This is a genomic window from Microbacterium sp. NPDC055312 (genome assembly GCF_053645675.1).
Map to the genome: position 1 here is coordinate 499,787 of NZ_JBSHMU010000003.1, position 15,772 is coordinate 515,558.

The window sequence follows — 15,772 nt, forward strand, 5'->3', positions numbered from 1 at the left end:
GACCGGCTCAGAGCCGGCCGAATGCGCGCAGCGGATGCTCGATCAGCTCGACCAGCCGGCGCAGGAACCCGGCCGCATAGCCGCCGTCGCAGACCCGGTGGTCGAAGACCAGCGACAGCTGCGTGATGCGCCGGGCGATGATCTGCCCGTCGACGACCCACGGCCGCTCGATCATGCGCCCGATCCCGAGGATCGCGACCTCGGGGTGGTTGATGATCGCCGCCGACCCGTCGACGCCGAGGCTGCCGTAGTTGTTCAGGGTGAACGTCGACCCGCGCAGCCGCTCGGCCGGCATGCGGCCCGACCGTGCGGTGGCTGCGAGCTCGCGCAGCTGCGCGTCGAGTTCGTCGATGCTCAGCTCGTGCGCGCGGGCGATCACGGGCACCATCAGGCCGCGTTCGGTGTCGGCGGCGACACCGAGGTTGACACCCTCGAAGGACACGATCTCGCCGGCGTCGTCGCTGAGACGCGAGGCCAGCAACGGGTACTCCGCGAGCGCCATCAACGTGAACCGGGCCACGAGGGCGGTGAGCGAAGGGGCCCGTTCGCCCTCCGGCGCCATGCGCGAGCGGGCCTGCCACAGGTCGGTGGCGTCGACGTCGACCCAGACGGTGGCCTCGGGGATCTCGGCGCGGCTGCGGCTCAGCGTCGCGCCGATCGCCTTGCGCATCGGCGAGAGCCGATCGCGCGATGCCACGGCGAGGCCGTCGACGGTCGCGCTGGCGGCCGTCGTCGAGCGGGTTCCGGATGCGTGCGGCCGGCGAGCTTCGACGCTCTGCTCGCCGTCGAGCATCGACGCCGCTCGCAGCACGTCGGCGCGCGTGACCGCGCCGTCGGCTCCCGTCGGCTCGATTCGCCGCACGTCGACGCCGAGATCGCGAGCCAGGCGCCGCACGATGGGGGAGCGCACCGCCACCGTGCGCGGCGCGGGCTCCGCCTGACCCGTCGACGCGGCGGGAGCAGCAGGGGAGGCGGCTGCGGACGGCCGGGATGCCCGCGCGCGGCGACGGCCCGACGAGACGCGTTCGGTGGTGCCGTAGCCGATCAGGACGTTGCCCGAACCTGCGCGCTCCTCGGAACGATAGGTCTCCTTCTCGACATCCGGAGCTGCCGTCGTCGCAGGCTGGCCGCCCTCAGCATCCGAAGCTGCCGCCTCCGCAGTCGATTCGTCGCCAACCCCGTCTGCCACCTCGAGCACCGGCGCGCCCACGGCGATCACGTCGCCGGCCTCGCCGTGCAGCGCCGTGATCACGCCCGCGAACGGCGACGGCAGCTCGACGATGCTCTTCGCCGTCTCGACCTCGGCGATCGCTTGGTCGGTGGTGATCGTGTCGCCGACCTTCACCAGCCACTGCACGAGACCCGCCTCGGTGAGCCCCTCGCCGAGATCCGGTAGGCGGAACACGCGTGCTGTCGCGGTCGTCATCGTGCCGCCTCCTCATCGTCGGGGTAGAGCGAGTCGATGGCATCCAGCACCCGGTCGGCGTCGGGCAGGTACCAGTGCTCGAGCTTCGGCGGGGCGTACGGGGTGTCGAAGCCGGTCACTCGCCGCACCGGGGCCTCGAGGTGCTCGAAGCAGCGCTCGAAGACGCGCGCCTGGATCTCGCTCGCGACGCTCGCGTAGCCGGGCGCCTCGGCGACGACGACCGCGCGCCCGGTCGCGCGCACGGCTGCCGTCACCGTGGCATCGTCGAACGGCGACAGCGAGCGCACGTCGATGACCTGCACGCTGCGGCCCTCTTCCGCGGCGATCTCGGCAGCCTCGAGCGCGACCGGCACCATCGCGGCGTAGGCGAGCACCGTCACGTCGGTGCCCTCCCTGAGGATGCGGGCGGTGCCGAGCTCGGCGGTGATCGAGGTGTCGACCTCGCCCTTCGTCCAGTACAGCTTCTTCGGCTCGAGGAAGATCACCGGATCGGGCGAGGCGATCGCCGCGCGGAGCAGCGAATAGGCATCCTGCGGGGTCGACGGTGCGATCACCGTGAGGCCCGGGGTGTGCGCGTAGTAGGCCTCCGACGAGTCGCAGTGGTGCTCGACACCGCCGATGCCGCCGCCGAAGGGGATGCGGATGACGAGCGGCATCCGCATCGATCCGCGGGTGCGGTTGCCGAACTTCGCGACCTGACTGACGATCTGCTCGAACGCCGGCAGCGCGAACGCGTCGAACTGCATCTCGACGACCGGCCGCATGCCGTTCATCGCCATGCCGACCGCCGTGCCCACGATGCCCGCCTCGGCGAGCGGGGTGTCGAAGCAGCGGTCGTCGCCGAAGCGCTCCGCGAGCCCGTCGGTGATGCGGAAGACGCCGCCGAGCGCACCGACGTCCTCGCCGTACACGACGACGGCCGGGTCGTCCTGGATGGCGTCGGCCAGCGCTCGGTTGAGTGCGGCGGCCATGGTCATCGTGCCGACGACGTGAGGTGTGGCCTGATCGGCGCGGAGGTCGGATGCGAGGGCGGTGTCCTGAGCCGGGCCCACACGCCCCGGAGGCTCGGGGCGACGCGAAGCGGCGTCTGGAGCGGGGCGTGGGGAGCGAAGGGTCATGGCCGCACTCCCGTCTGAATCAGGGCATCCCGTTCGATCTCGCTCTGCAGCATCCGCCACTGCTCCGCGAGCTGGGGCGACCGCTCGGCGGTGACGAAGCGGAACAGATCCTCCGGGTCGAGGTCAGCGTCGGCGTTCAGCGCGGTGCGCAGCTCTGCGGCGATGCTCTCTGCGTCGGCCGCGATGCGCTGCTCGTCATCGTCCGACAGCGCGCCCTGCGCGGCCAGGTGCGCGCGCAGCCGGGTCAGCGGGTCGCGGTCGATCCACGCCTGCACCTCTGCCCGCTCGCGGTAGCGCGTGTCGTCGTCGGCATTGGTATGCGCCTGCATGCGATAGGTGTGCGCCTCGACCAGCGAGGGGCCGCCCCCGCTGCGGGCGCGCCCGACAGCCTCGCCGAGCACCGCGAGCAGGGCGGCGACGTCGTTGCCGTCGACGCGCTCGCCGGGCATCCCGTAGCCGATCGCCTTGTGCGCGAGCGAGGGTGCCGCGCTCTGGCGTGCGAGCGGCACCGAGATGGCGAACTCGTTGTTCTGCACGAAGAAGACGACGGGAGCGTGGAACACGGCGGCGAAGTTCATCGCCTCGTGGAAGTCGCCCTCGCTGGTGGCGCCGTCGCCGCACAGGGCGAGCACGACGGTGTCCTCGCCGCGGTGCCGTGCCGCCTGCGCGAAGCCGACCGCGTGCAGCAGCTGCGTGGCCAGCGGCGTGGCCTGCGGGGCGACGTGGTGCTCGGCGGGGTCGTATCCGCTGTGCCAGTCGCCGGCGAGCAGCACCATCGCATCGGCGGGAGACACGCCCCGGCCGATGATCGCGACGGCATCGCGGTAGGTGGGGAAGAGCCAGTCGCGCTCGTCGAGCACGAGCGCGGCGGCGACCTGGCACGCCTCCTGCCCGTGCGACGACGGGTACACCGCCAGCCGGCCCTGGCGCACCAGCGCGCTGGCCTGATCGTTGATGCGGCGACCCTCGACGAGCGCGCGGTAGGCGTCGCGCAGCCGGTCGGTGTCGCACGCGGTGTAGTGCGGATCGTCGACGCCGTCGCCGTGCGGATCGATCAGACGCACGGGGGTGTCGCGGGGGAGCAGGTCGTCTCGCATCATCCGGTTCGCCTTCCTTGCCGAACGTGGTGCCCTCAGGATGCCCGCGACCCGTCAGCCGTCCAACCTATTCGCCGGATTCCCGAACGATTGGTCACTTATGCCGGATGCTGGTGTCAGACTGTCAGCATCCACTGACGGAACGGACGGTGCTCAATGGCCGAGCTCGATGCCACAGATCACGCGATCCTCGCCGAGCTGCGCCGCGACGCCCGGGCGTCGATGACGCACATCGCCGACACCGTGCACATCTCCCGAGCCGGGGTGCACGCGCGCATCAAGCGGCTCACCGAGCAGGGCGTCATCGCCGGCTACACGGTGCGCACCGATCCCGTGCAGCTCGGGCACCATGCATCCGCCTACGTCATGCTCGCCATCGAGCAGGCGAGCTGGCAGGAGGTGCAGGCGCGGCTGCGCGCGATCCCCGAGGTCGAGCACATGGCCCTCGTGGGCGGCGACTTCGACGTGATCCTGCTCGTGCGAGCGAGCGACGCCCGCGACCTGCGTCGCGTCGTGCTGGAAGACATCCAGGCGATCCCGTCGATCCGCTCGACCCGCACGACGCTGATCTTCGAGGACTTCACCCGGGAGTGATCGCTCAGCCGATCGTGAGCCGCAGGCCGTCCGCATCGGCGGTCACGCTCACCCGGGTCAGGTCGTCGACGGCGTGCGTCGCCCCGAACGCCGCGGCGTGCGCGCCGACACCGATCACCCGCATCCCCGCCGCCAACCCGGCCTGCACCCCGGCCTCGGAGTCCTCGAACACGACGCAGTCCGCCGGGTCGATGCCCAGCTGCGCGGCCGCGGCCAGAAACCCCTCGGGGTGCGGCTTCGAATCGGTCACGCTCTCGGCAGTGATGGCGAGAGCGGGCACGGTGAGACCGGCCGCCTGCATCCGGGCCGTCATCAGCGGCACGTTCGCCGAGGTGACGATCGCGTGCGGCAGCTCGCGCAGCGCGGCGAGGAAGGCCGCAGCGCCCGCGATCTCGACCACGCCGTCGACGTCGGCGCTCTCGCGCGCGAGCATCTCCTGATTCTCGACGAGGTTGATGGCATGGTCGCGTTCGGGAAGCAGCAGGGCCATGCTCTGGTGGCCCTGGCGGCCGTGCACGGTCTGCAGCACGACATCCGGGTCGATCCCGTGCGGTTCCGCCCACTCCAGCCACAGCCGCTCGACGACCGCGGTCGAGTCGACGAGGGTGCCGTCCATGTCGAGCAGGACGGCGCGGGCGTGCAGGATCGTGGGCATGTGCCCAGCGTAGGCCGAGTCAGCGATGCCAGATCGACGGTCGCGGCATCGGCCCGGCCAGACGCTCCAGCTCCGCGGCGAGCGAGATGATCGCGGCCTCACCGCCGGGCCGGCCGATCAGCTGCACGCTGACCGGATGCCCCAACGCGTCGGTGGTGACCGGGACGACGATCGCGGGAAGGCCCGCCACGTTGACGAAGCTGCTGTACGGCGCGTAGCGGACCTGCTGCGAGAACCCGCGCGCCGGGTCGTCGCGGTCGAACCAGCCGACGGGCTGCGGCGGCAGGGCCAGCGCGGGAGTGAGCACGGCGTCGAACGGATCGAAGGCGGTGATCGTCTGCTGCTCGAAGGCGGATGCCGCAGCGAGCGCCTGCAGCACCTCGGAGCCGGTCAGCCGGCGCCCCTCGCGCACGAGCCAGGCGGTGATCGGCTCGACGAGCTGCAGCTCCGCATCGGTGAGGTCCATCCGGGCCGCACTCGTGCGCCAGAGCGTCGTGAACAGCTCGGCGTAACCGTGGGGACGCCAGGCGAATCCGTCGACCCCGTGCCCGGCATCCGCCAGCAGCGCCGACGCGACCTCGACAGCGCGCGCGGCATCGGCATCGAGGCGGATGTCGTCGGCGTCGTCCCACGGCGAGACCGTGGTCACGCCGATCCGGGCGGGAGACGACGGCCTCGCGTCGGCGGCCAGAAACGACCCGGAGCCGGGGGCCCGCGTCGCGAAGCGATGCGGCCGGCCGGCGCACTGCACGTCGAGCAGCAGCGCGGCATCCGCCACCGAACGCGCGAGCGGACCGGCGACCGGAAGCCCGCCCGGGCTGTCGAGCCCCGAGGCGAACGGCACGCGCCCGCGCGACGGCTTGATGCCGACGATGCCCACCGTCGCCGCGGGGATGCGGATCGAGCCGCCGCCGTCAGAACCCGGCGCGAGCGGCAGCAGACCCGCGGCGACCGCGGCGGCCGCACCGCCGCTGGAGCCGCCCGCCCCGTTCGCGGTGTTCCACGGGTCTCGCGTGGGCGGGCCGATCAGCGTCTCGGTGTACCCGGTCAGCCCGAATTCGGGCGTGCTGGTCTTGCCCAGGCTGATCCCGCCGGCCTCGTCGAGCACGGCCGCCTGATCCGCGGTCTCGGTCGGAACGTGATCGCGGTGCAGCCGAGAGCCGAACCGCGTGGGCACGCCGGCTCGCGCCACGAGGTCCTTGTCGGCGAAGGGCAGCCCCCACAGGGCGCCGGCCGGCTCGGCATCCGTCAGCGCGGCGGCGCGGGCGCGGGCAGCCTCGTCGGTGACCTCGACGAACGCGCCGACCTGCGGGTCGTATCGCGCGATGCGCGCCAGGTAGTGGGCGACGAGATCCGACGGCGAGAACGTCCCGGCTCGCAGCCCGGCGAGCTGCTCGATCGCGGTCAGATCATGCAGCTCGGTCATGACCCCGAGCCTATGCCGCCGCACGTGTTAAGAATCCGGTTTCATGACTCCCCGGCAGTCTGCCGGGTTCTGCACACCGGAATCGTCCTGTCGCACCGGATGCCGCGCTCTAGCCTGGATGAGGCGGATCCGCCCCCTCATTCACCGCAGCGCCCGACCCGGTGGCGCTCGAGCAGCACGCAAGGACGCACATGGACGATGTCGTGACACACCGCGACGACTGGAAGGTCAAGGAAGAGCTGGCAGAGCGGATGATCCCGCTCATCGGCGGACTCAACAGGGAGCGCGATGTCGTGACGTCGCTGCACGGGCACCGTCTGCTCGGGCTGTCGACGACGGGCATCCTCGAGGTGCACGAGCGGGTCGCGCAGCTCGGCCACCGGCAGATCGCCCTCACCGACACGCTCGCCGTGCTCGAGGCGCTGCGCGAGCTGGCTCCCGGCGCCTCGTCGCTGGACGTGGCGCGTCTGATCGAGGACCACGCCGAGACCGGCGGCGACCTCGACGAGTTCCTGCGCAGCACGCTCGCGCCCGCGCTCGGTGCCGAGCTCTCCGATCCCGTCGACGTGGTGCTCTACGGCTTCGGCCGGATCGGCCGACTGCTGGCGCGCATCATCATCGCGCACACCGGCGGGGGCAGCGGTCTGCGCCTGCGCGCGATCGTCGTGCGCCGCGGATCCGACAACGACATCGTCAAGCGCGCCTCGCTGCTGCTGCGCGACTCGGTGCACGGCCGCTTCGCCGGCACCGTCACGGTCGACGAGGAGAACTCGCAGATCATCGCCAACGGCAACCGCATCCAGGTGATCTACTCCGACGACCCCGCCACCGTCGACTACACCGCGTACGGCATCAACGACGCGATCATCGTCGACAACACCGGCCGCTGGCGCGACGAGGAGGGCCTCAGCCGGCACCTGCAGGCGAAGGGCGCCGCCCGCGTGCTGCTCACCGCCCCCGGCAAGGGCGAGCTGAAGAACATCGTGCACGGCATCAACGACGCGACGATCGAGGCGGGCGACCGCATCCTGTCCGCAGCATCCTGCACGACCAACGCGATCACCCCGGTGCTCGCCGCGATCGACGAGGCGTACGGCATCGTCCGCGGACACGTCGAGACCGTGCACTCGTTCACGAACGACCAGAACCTCATCGACAACTTCCACAAGGGCGATCGCCGCGGCCGCTCTGCGGTGCTGAACATGGTGATCACCGAGACCGGCGCGGCCAAGGCCGTCTCCCGGGCCCTGCCGCAGCTGGCCGGCAAGCTCACCGGCTCGGCGATCCGCGTGCCCACCCCCGACGTGTCGCTCGCCGTGCTGCACCTGACCCTTGAGAACCCGGCCACGAAGGACGAGCTCAACGACTACCTGCGCCGCGCATCGCTGCACTCGAAGCTGCGTCAGCAGATCGACTACGTCGAGAGCCCCGAGGTCGTCTCGACGGATTTCGTCGGCTCGCACCGCGCCGGCATCGTCGACGGCCTCGCGACGATCGCGAACGATCGCGACGTCGTGCTGTACGTCTGGTACGACAACGAGTACGGCTACTCGTGCCAGGTCGTGCGCGTGCTCGAGGTGATGGCCGGAACGCACCCCGTGGTGCTGCCCGCGCGTCGCGAGGTGACGCTGCACGCCTGATCGCCGCTGGCGGGTGTCGGAGGCCGCGTGGATCATGGAGACATGGATCCCCGCGGCCTTCGCGCTGCTCGCCTGCGCTCGCACCGGCTGACCGCGCCCGCAGCGACCGTCGCCGATGCGGCGCGGCACATGCTCGCGGTGCAGAGCCAGGACTTGCTGGCGGGCCGGTGGGCGCTCGGCGTGCGCACGTCGGGCTCTCCGACGCTGGATGCCGTCGACGCGGCCTTCGCGAGTGGAGAGCTGGTGCGCGCCTGGACGATGCGCGGCACGCTGCACATCATCCCGGCGCGTGACCTGGCCTGGGTGCTGTCGGTCACGGCCGCCCGGCAGCGGCAGCAGGCCGCCGGACGCCGGCGGGCGCTGGGCATCGACGACGGGATGCTGGATGCCGCATGGCGCGCCGTGGGCCCGTCGGTGCGAGACGGCGGATGCACGAGAGCCGACGCCTTCGCGCTGATGCAGAGCGTCGGCATCGACCCGACCGGGCAGCGTGGCATTCATGTGCTCTTCGCGCTCACCATCGCGGGCCTGATCTGCCAGGGCCCGATCGACGGAGCCGGGGCGGTCTCCCGCGAGCAGCGCTTCATCGCCACGGCCGAGTGGATCCGCGAGTCGGCGCAGCCCGGTGATCCGCTCGCCGAGCTCTTCGTCCGCTACATCGACGGGCACGGGCCGGCGGGTGCGCGCGACTTCGCGTGGTGGTCGGGGCTGACGCTCGGGCTGGCCCGAGACGCCGTCGAGCGGGCGGCCACCCGCGTGCGAGAGATCGACGACGGGATGTTCGTCGCTCTGCGCGCTCCGAGACGGACTCTCGACGACACGATCGCCGTCGCCCTGCCCGCGTTCGACGAGTACTACATCTCGTACGCCGATCGCTCGCTCGTGTGCGATCCAGTCCGGGTCGAGGCCGTCGGTCCCGGGAAGAACGGGATGGTGCGTCCCACCGTCGTCGAGCACGGACGGGTGGTCGGCGTCTGGTCGCACGCCGACGCGACGCGGAGCGCGCAGGTCGGGCTGTTCGACCCCAGCGCGGACGGCGCGGCCGCGGCATCCGCCCTCGCCCGCTTCGCGCGGTTCGTCGGCGACTGAGCCGCGACCCGCCCGGCCGGTCGGTTCGTCGGCCGGTCGGGAATCTCAGGCCGGATGCCGTGGCCGCGGCGTGGTGGGGAGTGACACGCGGCGCTCAGGCCGGATCGTCTGAGAGTTCCGACGCCGACGACCCCGGGCTCAGCTCACTCGCCGGCGTGACGGTCGAGGAACGCGTACACCTCGCTGTCATCGACGCCGGGGAAGGCGCCGCGCGGCAGCGGACGGAACATGTGGGTGTGCACGCGCGCACTCGGCCACGCGCGGCCCTCCCAGCGCCGCGACACCGCGGGCGCTGCCCGGCGGCAGCACGACTCGTCGGGGCAGGTCGACTGCGCACGGTGCTGCGTCTCGCGGCCGCGCCACCACCGCGCGTCGTCGAACGGCACGCCGACCGTGACCGAGAACCCGCCGTCGGTAGACGAGCCGGTCTGCGTGGCGCACCAGAACGTGCCCGACGGGGTGTCGGTGTACTGGTAGTGCTCGGTGGTGCGGTTGCGCTGCTCGAACGCGGCGCGCGCCCCGAACCGGCGGCAGGCCGGCTGGCCCTCCACCGCGCCGGTGACATCCATCGGCAGCGGCAGACCGTCGTTCTCGTAGACGCGGGTGATCGCGCCGTTCTCGTCGACGCGCAGGAAGTGCAGGCGCATGTCGAGGTGGTGCGTCATGAGGTTCGTCATGCGCATGCCGGCCGCCTCGTGTGTGACGCCGAACGCGTCGCGGAAGTCCTCGACGGCGAGGTTGCGGTCCTTCTTCGCCTGCTGCAGGAACGCGACGCCCGCCGTCTCGGGGATCAGGCAGCACGCGGCGAAGTAGTTGATCTCGAGTCGCTGCTGCAGGAAGTCGGCATAGTCGGTCGGGGGAGTGTGGCCCAGGATGCGGTGAGCCATCGCCTGCAGCGCCATCGAGCGCAGGCCGTGCCCGCCGGGGATCGACGCGGGCGGCAGGTAGATGCGGCCGTGCTCGACGTCGGTGATCGAGCGGGTGGAGTGCGGCAGGTCGTCGGCGTAGATGAGCTCGAAGCCCAGCTTCGCCGCCATCAAGGTCACGGTGCGGTGCGTCAGCGCACCCGAGACGTGACCGGCGGCCTTCAGGTGCTTCTCGGCGAGGGCCTCGATGTCGGGCAGGTAGTTGTCGCGCGCGCGCATCGTCAGACGCATCTCGGTGTTCGCGCGACGCGCCTCCTCGGGAGTGGCGATCGCCTCGGTCTCGCGGCGGTGCAGCTCGCGGTGCAGTCCCAGGATGGCTTCGATGGTCTCGTCGCTCATCGTCTTCGACACGCGCACCGCGGCGATGCCCAGCTGGCGGAAGATCGGGCTCGACTGCGCCCGCTCGAGCTCGATCTCGAGCGCCGCCCGCCGGTTCGGCGGCTCACCGGAGATGAGATCGGCGACATCGGTGCCGCACGCCTCGGCGATGGCCTGCAGCAGCGACAGCTTCGGCTCGCGCTTGCCGTTCTCGATGAGGCTCAGCTGCGACCCCGCGATGCCGACCTTCGCACCCAGGTCGTCGAGGGTGAGATTCCGCGCCGTGCGGTGGTGCCGGATGCGATGTCCGAGGGTGCTGAGTTCGAGTCCGCTGGTCGCCATTCCTTGAGCATATCCGAAAAAAGAGGCGTTCTTTCAACTCGCCAGCACGGCAAACACGTCGAAACCTCGCGCACCATGGAATCAACGCACTTGCTTGAAGGAGCTCTCATGGCACTCGCCGACACGTTCACCTCTCGCGCCGACTCCCGAGCAGCGACGCGCGGCGCCGGCGCCGCGCCCACCTACGACACCCCCGCCATGGCCGAGCTGCGCGCGTGGGTCGACGGGATCGCCGCACTCACCCAGCCCGAGCGGGTGCACTGGGTCGACGGATCCCGCGCCGAGAACGACGCGCTGCTGCACGAGCTCGTCGACGAGGGCAAGCTCATCAAGCTCAACCCCGAATGGAGGCCCGGGTCGTACCTCGCCCGCTCGCACCCCAGCGACGTGGCGCGCACCGAGGGCCGCACCTTCATCGCCTCCGAGCGCGAGCGCGACGCCGGCCCGACGAACAACTGGGCTGACCCCGTCGAGATGCGCGAGAAGCTCGACGGCCTGTTCGCCGGATCGATGCGCGGCCGCACGATGTACGTCATCCCGTTCTCGATGGGGCCGGTCGGCGGCAAGCTCTCGCACATCGGCGTGCAGATCACCGACAGCGCCTACGCCGTGGCATCCATCGGCATCATGACCCGCGTCGGCGACGCGGTCACCCGCCAGATCGCCGACGGCGCCCCGTGGGTCAAGACGGTGCACTCCGTCGGCGCCCCGCTCGAGCCCGGTCAGGCCGACGTCGAATGGCCGTGCAACGACGAGAAGTACATCGTGCACTTCCCCGAGACGCTCGAGGTCTACTCGTACGGCTCGGGCTACGGCGGCAACGCGATCCTTGCGAAGAAGTGCTTCGCACTGCGCATCGCGTCGGTCATCGCCCGCGACGAGGGCTGGCTCGCCGAGCACATGCTGCTCATCCGCGTGATCGACCCGAACGGCAAGGCGCATCACATCGCCGCCGCATTCCCGTCGGCCTGCGGCAAGACGAACCTCGCCATGCTGCGTCCCACCATCCCGGGGTGGTCGGTCGAGACGCTCGGCGACGACATCGTCTGGATCCGCCCCGGCGACGACGGCCGCATGTACGCCATGAACCCCGAGGCCGGATTCTTCGGCGTCGCTCCCGGAACGGGGGAGTCGACCAACGTCACCGCCGTCGAGACGCTGTGGGGCAACACGATCTTCACCAACGTCGCGCTGCGTCCCGACGGCGACGTGTGGTGGGAGGGTCTCACCGATACCCCGCCCGCGCGGCTCACCGACTGGCAGGGCAACCCGTGGACACCGGACTCCGGCCGGCCCGCCGCGCACCCCAACTCGCGCTTCACGGTGTCGGCCGCGCAGTGCCCGCAGATCGCCGAGGACTGGGAGAACCCCGACGGCGTGCCGCTCGACGTGATCCTGTTCGGCGGCCGCCGTGCGACCAACGTGCCGCTCGTCGTCGAGGCGACCGACTGGAGCCACGGCGTCTTCATCGGCTCGACCATCTCGTCGGAGCGCACCGCGGCCGCCGAGGGCACCGTGGGCGAACTGCGCCGCGACCCGTTCGCGATGCTGCCGTTCTGCGGTTACAACATGGGCGACTACTTCGCGCACTGGCTGAAGGTCGGTCGGTCGCTGCGCTTCGATCGTGCACCGCGCATCTTCCAGGTGAACTGGTTCCGCCGCGGTGACGACGGCCGGTTCCTGTGGCCGGGCTTCGGCGACAACTCGCGCGTGATCGACTGGATCATCCGTCGCATCTCGGGCGAGGTCACCGCCGTCGAGAGCCCGATCGGTCGCCTGCCGCGGCGTGAGGACCTCAACCTCGAGGGGCTCGAGATCACCGACGCCGATCTCGACGAGCTCTTCGACGTCGACATCGACGCCTGGCTCGCCGAGGCGGACTCCACCGAGGAGTTCTACGCGATGTTCGGCGACGCGCTGCCGCCGGCGCTGCGCAGCGAGCTGGAAGCACTGCGGTACCGGCTCAACGCCGCTCGGTGAGGGCTCGCGCATCTTCCCCGGGGTCCGTCGCCCCGTCCGTGGAGGACGTGGTCGCCGCGGCGGATGCCGCCCGGCATCCGTGCGATCAGACCAGCAGCTGATGCCGGGCGAGGTCGCGGTACAGCGGAGTGGACTCGAGCAGCTCGGCGTGCGTGCCCTGCCCGGCGACCACGCCGTTCTGCAGCACCACGATCAGGTCGCTGTCGACCACGGTCGACAGGCGGTGCGCGATCACGAGCAGGGTGCGGTCGGCGGCGGCCGCGTCGATGGCCTCGCGCATCCGCTGCTCGTTGACACCGTCGAGTGACGAGGTCGATTCGTCGAGCAGCAGGATCGGCGCCTCGGTCAGCAGAGCGCGTGCGATGGCGAGACGCTGACGCTCGCCGCCCGAGAGCATCACGCCGTCCTCGCCGACCGGGGCCTCAAGTCCCAGGGGGCTGCGCTCGAGCACGTCGCCGAGGTTCACCGAGCGCAGCACGCGCTCGCAGTCGGCATCCGAGGCATCCGGCGCGGCGAGTCGCAGGTTCTCGCCCAGCGTGCCGGCGAGGGTCGGGGCGTCCTGCTCGACGTACCCGAACTGCGCCCGCAGCTGCTCGCGCGGGTACGTGCGCACGTCGTGCCCGGCCAGGCGGATCGATCCGCCCGTCGGGTCGTAGAAGCGCTCGATGAGCGAGAGGATCGTGCTCTTGCCCGCGCCGCTCGGCCCGACCAGGGCGACGCGCGCGCCGCGAGGCACGGCGAACGAGACGCCCTTCAGCACGTCTCGGTCAGCAGGATCACGGGTCGCTGAGCCTTCGTGGGTCGCTGAGCCTGTATGGGTCCCTGAGCCTGTATGGGTCCCTGAGCCTGTCGAAGGGCTGTCGGAGGGGCGCTCCAGGTGCGCGTCGACGAGCAGATTCTGCGCCTCTCTGGCCGCCGCCTCCCGGGCGGCGACGACGGCGTCGGGGTAGCGGAAGCGCACGTCGCGGAACTCGATCGCGGGGGCCCCGACCACCGCGGCGGACGCGGCAGCGGGGTCCGGCTCGTCGTGCTGCGTCTCGGTCGGCAGGTCGAGCACCTCCTGGATGCGGCCGAGGGCGCCGAGCGCCTGGTTCACCGAGGTGATCGCCCCGAACGCCTGCCCGAGCGGCATCACCAGCATGAACAGGAACATGATGAAGGTCACCAGCGACGCGATCGAGAGAGCGCCGGATGCCACGCGCAGCCCGCCCACGCCGAGCACGACCAGCAGCGACAGCTGCAGGGCGACGCCCGCGACGGGCACGACCATCGACGAGACCCTCGCGATGCGCACGCCGAGGCCGTACGCCTCGTGAGCGAGGTTCTCGACGGAGGCGGTCTCGCGCTCGGTGGCGCCGGACGCCCGCACGGTGCGGATCGACGAGATGCCCCGCTCGACTCCGGATGCCAGTTCGCCGACCTTCTGCTGCTGCGCGGCCGACGCGGTGCGGATGCGGCCGGAGAGCAGCACGACCACGACCACCGAGACGCCGATCACGACGACGATGAGCAGCAGCAGGAGCGGGTCGATGATGAGCATGGCGATGAGCGCGCCGACGAACAGGATCGCGCCGCCGACGGCATCCGCGAGGCCCTGGGTGAGCACCGCGTAGAGCAGCGTCGTGTCGGTCCCGACGCGCGAGACGAGATCGCCGGTGCGCCGCGCGTCGAACTCGCTGATCGGCAGGTGCAGGATGCGTGAGATGAGCTTGCGGCGACTGGAGTACACCACCGCGGTGCCGGTGCGCTGCAGCAGGTAGTGCTGGTATCCCGAGATGACCGATGCGGCGATCACCAAGCCGATCAGCAGCCAGACCAGCGCGCCGAGGGCCTGCGCCTGCTGCACGCGGGCGATCAGCTGCCCGACGAGCAGCGGCTGTGCGAGCGAGGCGGCCGCGCCGACGATGCTGAGCACCGCGACGACGGCGAGCACCTTCTTGTGCTCGAGGAGGAAGGGGAGAAGCTGACGGAACGTGGCGCGCGGGCCGTCCTGCTGCGCACGACGTCCGCGTTGGCGTGCGGGCGCCGTGCGAGACATGGGGACCTTCTTCGGGGTGGGGGCTGATCCATTGTGGGCCGCGCGGCTTATGTGTGGCCTGGTGGCTCGCGGGGCAGGGGAGGATGGAGGCATGCTGCTTGCTCCGAAAGCCCGCCCCGGTGACCGCATCGCCGTCCTCTCGCCCGCGTTCGCCGCCCCCGCGGCGGGACCCGAGGTGCACGAGCAGGCGATGCGACGTCTGCGGGAGCTGACCGGCCTCGTTCCCGTCGAGTACCCGACGACCAGGCAGCTCGACGCGAGCCCGGAGGCGCGGGCCGCCGATGCGAATGCGGCGTTCGCCGACCCGGGCATCCGGGCGATCATCGCGACGATCGGCGGCAGCGACCAGATCCTCGTGACGCCGTACCTCGACCCGGCGCTCGTCGCAGCCGACCCGAAGCCGTTCCTCGGATACAGCGACAACACGAACATCCTGAACTGGCTGTGGCGGCACGGCGTGGCCGGGTTCTACGGCGGCTCGACGCAGGTGCACCTCGGGCCGGGGCCGGCGGTCGACGAGGTGCATCTGCGTTCCCTGCGCGCCGCGCTGCTCGACAGCGGTGAGATCGAGATCACCGAGCCGGGGGAGTCGGAGGACTTCGGGCGCCACTGGGACGACCCGGCGGCTCTGACCGAGTACGGCGACCGCGAACCCACCGAGCCCTGGACGTGGGCGGGCCCCGCGGCGAGCGTGACAGGCCGCACGTGGGGCGGGTGCCTCGAGGTGGTCGATCAGCTGGCCCTCGCCGACCGCCTGCCGTCGCTCGACGAGCTGACCGGCACGATCCTGCTGCTCGAGACGAGCGAGCGGCTCACCCCGCCCGCTCGCGTCGCCGAGCAGCTGCGCGGTTACGGCGAGCGCGGACTGCTGGGGGCGGTCGCGGGCGTGCTGTTCGCCCGACCGCCCGTGAGCTCGTTCGACGTGCAGCCGACCCACGCCGAGCAGTCCGCCCTGCGTGCCGCTCAGCGCGACGTCGTGCTCGAGCTGGTCGGCAGGTACAACCCGGATGCCGTGGTCTGCGTCGGCGTGCCCTTCGGGCACACGCGTCCGCAGTGGATCCTGCCCTACGGCGGGGAGATGACCCTCGACGGCGGCGGGCGGACGATCACCGCCGCCTTCTGA

General features: G+C 71.4%; 12 protein-coding genes. 5 read left to right on the plus strand and 7 right to left on the minus strand.

Going from position 1 to position 15,772, the window contains the following annotated elements; genetic code table 11:
• Nucleotides 1-7: 7 nt before the first annotated feature.
• Genes ACWIDW_RS10915 through pdhA form a run of 3 tightly spaced genes read right to left on the minus strand, consistent with a single transcriptional unit; the run spans nucleotide 8 to nucleotide 3,644 of the window.
• A complete protein-coding gene (locus ACWIDW_RS10915) occupies nucleotides 8-1,426 on the minus strand; it encodes a dihydrolipoamide acetyltransferase family protein (protein ID WP_454125213.1) in 1,419 nt (472 codons plus the stop codon).
• Nucleotides 1,423-2,544: an alpha-ketoacid dehydrogenase subunit beta gene (locus ACWIDW_RS10920; RefSeq protein WP_454125215.1), complete on the minus strand. Its 1,122-nt coding sequence runs from the start codon at nucleotides 2,542-2,544 to the stop codon at nucleotides 1,423-1,425. Before ACWIDW_RS10920 ends, ACWIDW_RS10915 begins: the two co-directional genes overlap by 4 nt.
• Nucleotides 2,541-3,644, minus strand: coding sequence for a pyruvate dehydrogenase (acetyl-transferring) E1 component subunit alpha (gene pdhA / locus ACWIDW_RS10925; protein ID WP_454125217.1), 1,104 nt, complete (start codon nucleotides 3,642-3,644; stop codon nucleotides 2,541-2,543). Before pdhA ends, ACWIDW_RS10920 begins: the two co-directional genes overlap by 4 nt.
• Before the next feature lie 153 nt (nucleotides 3,645-3,797).
• Here pdhA and ACWIDW_RS10930 point away from each other — a divergent pair, with 153 nt between their 5' ends.
• Nucleotides 3,798-4,235 carry an Lrp/AsnC family transcriptional regulator gene (locus tag ACWIDW_RS10930; RefSeq protein WP_454125219.1) on the plus strand — a complete coding sequence of 146 codons (438 nt, stop codon included), beginning with the start codon at nucleotides 3,798-3,800 and terminating at the stop codon, nucleotides 4,233-4,235.
• 4 nt (nucleotides 4,236-4,239) lie between these two features.
• On the opposite strand, the gene ACWIDW_RS10935 is transcribed toward ACWIDW_RS10930, so the two are convergent.
• On the minus strand, nucleotides 4,240-4,890 hold the full coding sequence (locus tag ACWIDW_RS10935; RefSeq protein ID WP_454125221.1) for an HAD-IA family hydrolase: 651 nt from the start codon (nucleotides 4,888-4,890) through the stop codon (nucleotides 4,240-4,242).
• Nucleotides 4,891-4,909: 19 nt separating this feature from the next.
• Nucleotides 4,910-6,316: an amidase gene (locus ACWIDW_RS10940; protein WP_454125223.1), complete on the minus strand. Its 1,407-nt coding sequence runs from the start codon at nucleotides 6,314-6,316 to the stop codon at nucleotides 4,910-4,912.
• Nucleotides 6,317-6,507: 191 nt separating this feature from the next.
• On the opposite strand from ACWIDW_RS10940, the gene ACWIDW_RS10945 reads away from it, so the two are divergent.
• Nucleotides 6,508-7,956: a glyceraldehyde-3-phosphate dehydrogenase gene (locus tag ACWIDW_RS10945; RefSeq protein ID WP_454125224.1), complete on the plus strand. Its 1,449-nt coding sequence runs from the start codon at nucleotides 6,508-6,510 to the stop codon at nucleotides 7,954-7,956.
• A gap of 42 nt (nucleotides 7,957-7,998) precedes the next feature.
• Complete coding sequence (locus tag ACWIDW_RS10950; RefSeq protein ID WP_454125225.1) at nucleotides 7,999-9,045, plus strand: winged helix DNA-binding domain-containing protein; 1,047 nt, start codon at nucleotides 7,999-8,001, stop codon at nucleotides 9,043-9,045.
• A gap of 143 nt (nucleotides 9,046-9,188) precedes the next feature.
• Here the strand turns inward: ACWIDW_RS10950 and ACWIDW_RS10955 are convergent, their stop codons facing one another.
• Nucleotides 9,189-10,631, minus strand: coding sequence for a helix-turn-helix domain-containing protein (locus tag ACWIDW_RS10955; RefSeq protein WP_454125227.1), 1,443 nt, complete (start codon nucleotides 10,629-10,631; stop codon nucleotides 9,189-9,191).
• A 108-nt stretch (nucleotides 10,632-10,739) separates the two neighbouring features.
• Here ACWIDW_RS10955 and ACWIDW_RS10960 point away from each other — a divergent pair, with 108 nt between their 5' ends.
• Nucleotides 10,740-12,611, plus strand: a complete 1,872-nt coding sequence (locus tag ACWIDW_RS10960; protein WP_454125229.1) for a phosphoenolpyruvate carboxykinase (GTP) — start codon at nucleotides 10,740-10,742, stop codon at nucleotides 12,609-12,611.
• Nucleotides 12,612-12,696: 85 nt separating this feature from the next.
• Here ACWIDW_RS10960 and ACWIDW_RS10965 read toward each other — a convergent pair whose 3' ends face one another.
• Nucleotides 12,697-14,649: an ABC transporter ATP-binding protein gene (locus tag ACWIDW_RS10965; RefSeq protein WP_454125231.1), complete on the minus strand. Its 1,953-nt coding sequence runs from the start codon at nucleotides 14,647-14,649 to the stop codon at nucleotides 12,697-12,699.
• A 91-nt stretch (nucleotides 14,650-14,740) separates the two neighbouring features.
• On the opposite strand from ACWIDW_RS10965, the gene ACWIDW_RS10970 reads away from it, so the two are divergent.
• Complete coding sequence (locus ACWIDW_RS10970) at nucleotides 14,741-15,772, plus strand: LD-carboxypeptidase (protein ID WP_454125233.1); 1,032 nt, start codon at nucleotides 14,741-14,743, stop codon at nucleotides 15,770-15,772.

Bases quoted from the DNA above. Each gene is read 5' to 3' on its own strand.
- ACWIDW_RS10920 (WP_454125215.1), bottom strand. From the start codon at position 2,544: ATGACCCTTCGCTCCCCACGCCCCGCTCCAGACGCCGCTTCGCGTCGC.
- ACWIDW_RS10955 (WP_454125227.1), bottom strand. From the start codon at position 10,631: ATGGCGACCAGCGGACTCGAACTCAGCACCCTCGGACATCGCATCCGG.
- ACWIDW_RS10945 (WP_454125224.1), top strand. From the start codon at position 6,508: ATGGACGATGTCGTGACACACCGCGACGACTGGAAGGTCAAGGAAGAG.
- ACWIDW_RS10970 (WP_454125233.1), top strand. From the start codon at position 14,741: ATGCTGCTTGCTCCGAAAGCCCGCCCCGGTGACCGCATCGCCGTCCTC.
- ACWIDW_RS10915 (WP_454125213.1), bottom strand. From the start codon at position 1,426: ATGACGACCGCGACAGCACGCGTGTTCCGCCTACCGGATCTCGGCGAG.
- ACWIDW_RS10940 (WP_454125223.1), bottom strand. From the start codon at position 6,316: ATGACCGAGCTGCATGATCTGACCGCGATCGAGCAGCTCGCCGGGCTG.
- ACWIDW_RS10930 (WP_454125219.1), top strand. From the start codon at position 3,798: ATGGCCGAGCTCGATGCCACAGATCACGCGATCCTCGCCGAGCTGCGC.
- ACWIDW_RS10960 (WP_454125229.1), top strand. From the start codon at position 10,740: ATGGCACTCGCCGACACGTTCACCTCTCGCGCCGACTCCCGAGCAGCG.
- pdhA (WP_454125217.1), bottom strand. From the start codon at position 3,644: ATGATGCGAGACGACCTGCTCCCCCGCGACACCCCCGTGCGTCTGATC.
- ACWIDW_RS10935 (WP_454125221.1), bottom strand. From the start codon at position 4,890: ATGCCCACGATCCTGCACGCCCGCGCCGTCCTGCTCGACATGGACGGC.
- ACWIDW_RS10950 (WP_454125225.1), top strand. From the start codon at position 7,999: ATGGATCCCCGCGGCCTTCGCGCTGCTCGCCTGCGCTCGCACCGGCTG.
- ACWIDW_RS10965 (WP_454125231.1), bottom strand. From the start codon at position 14,649: ATGTCTCGCACGGCGCCCGCACGCCAACGCGGACGTCGTGCGCAGCAG.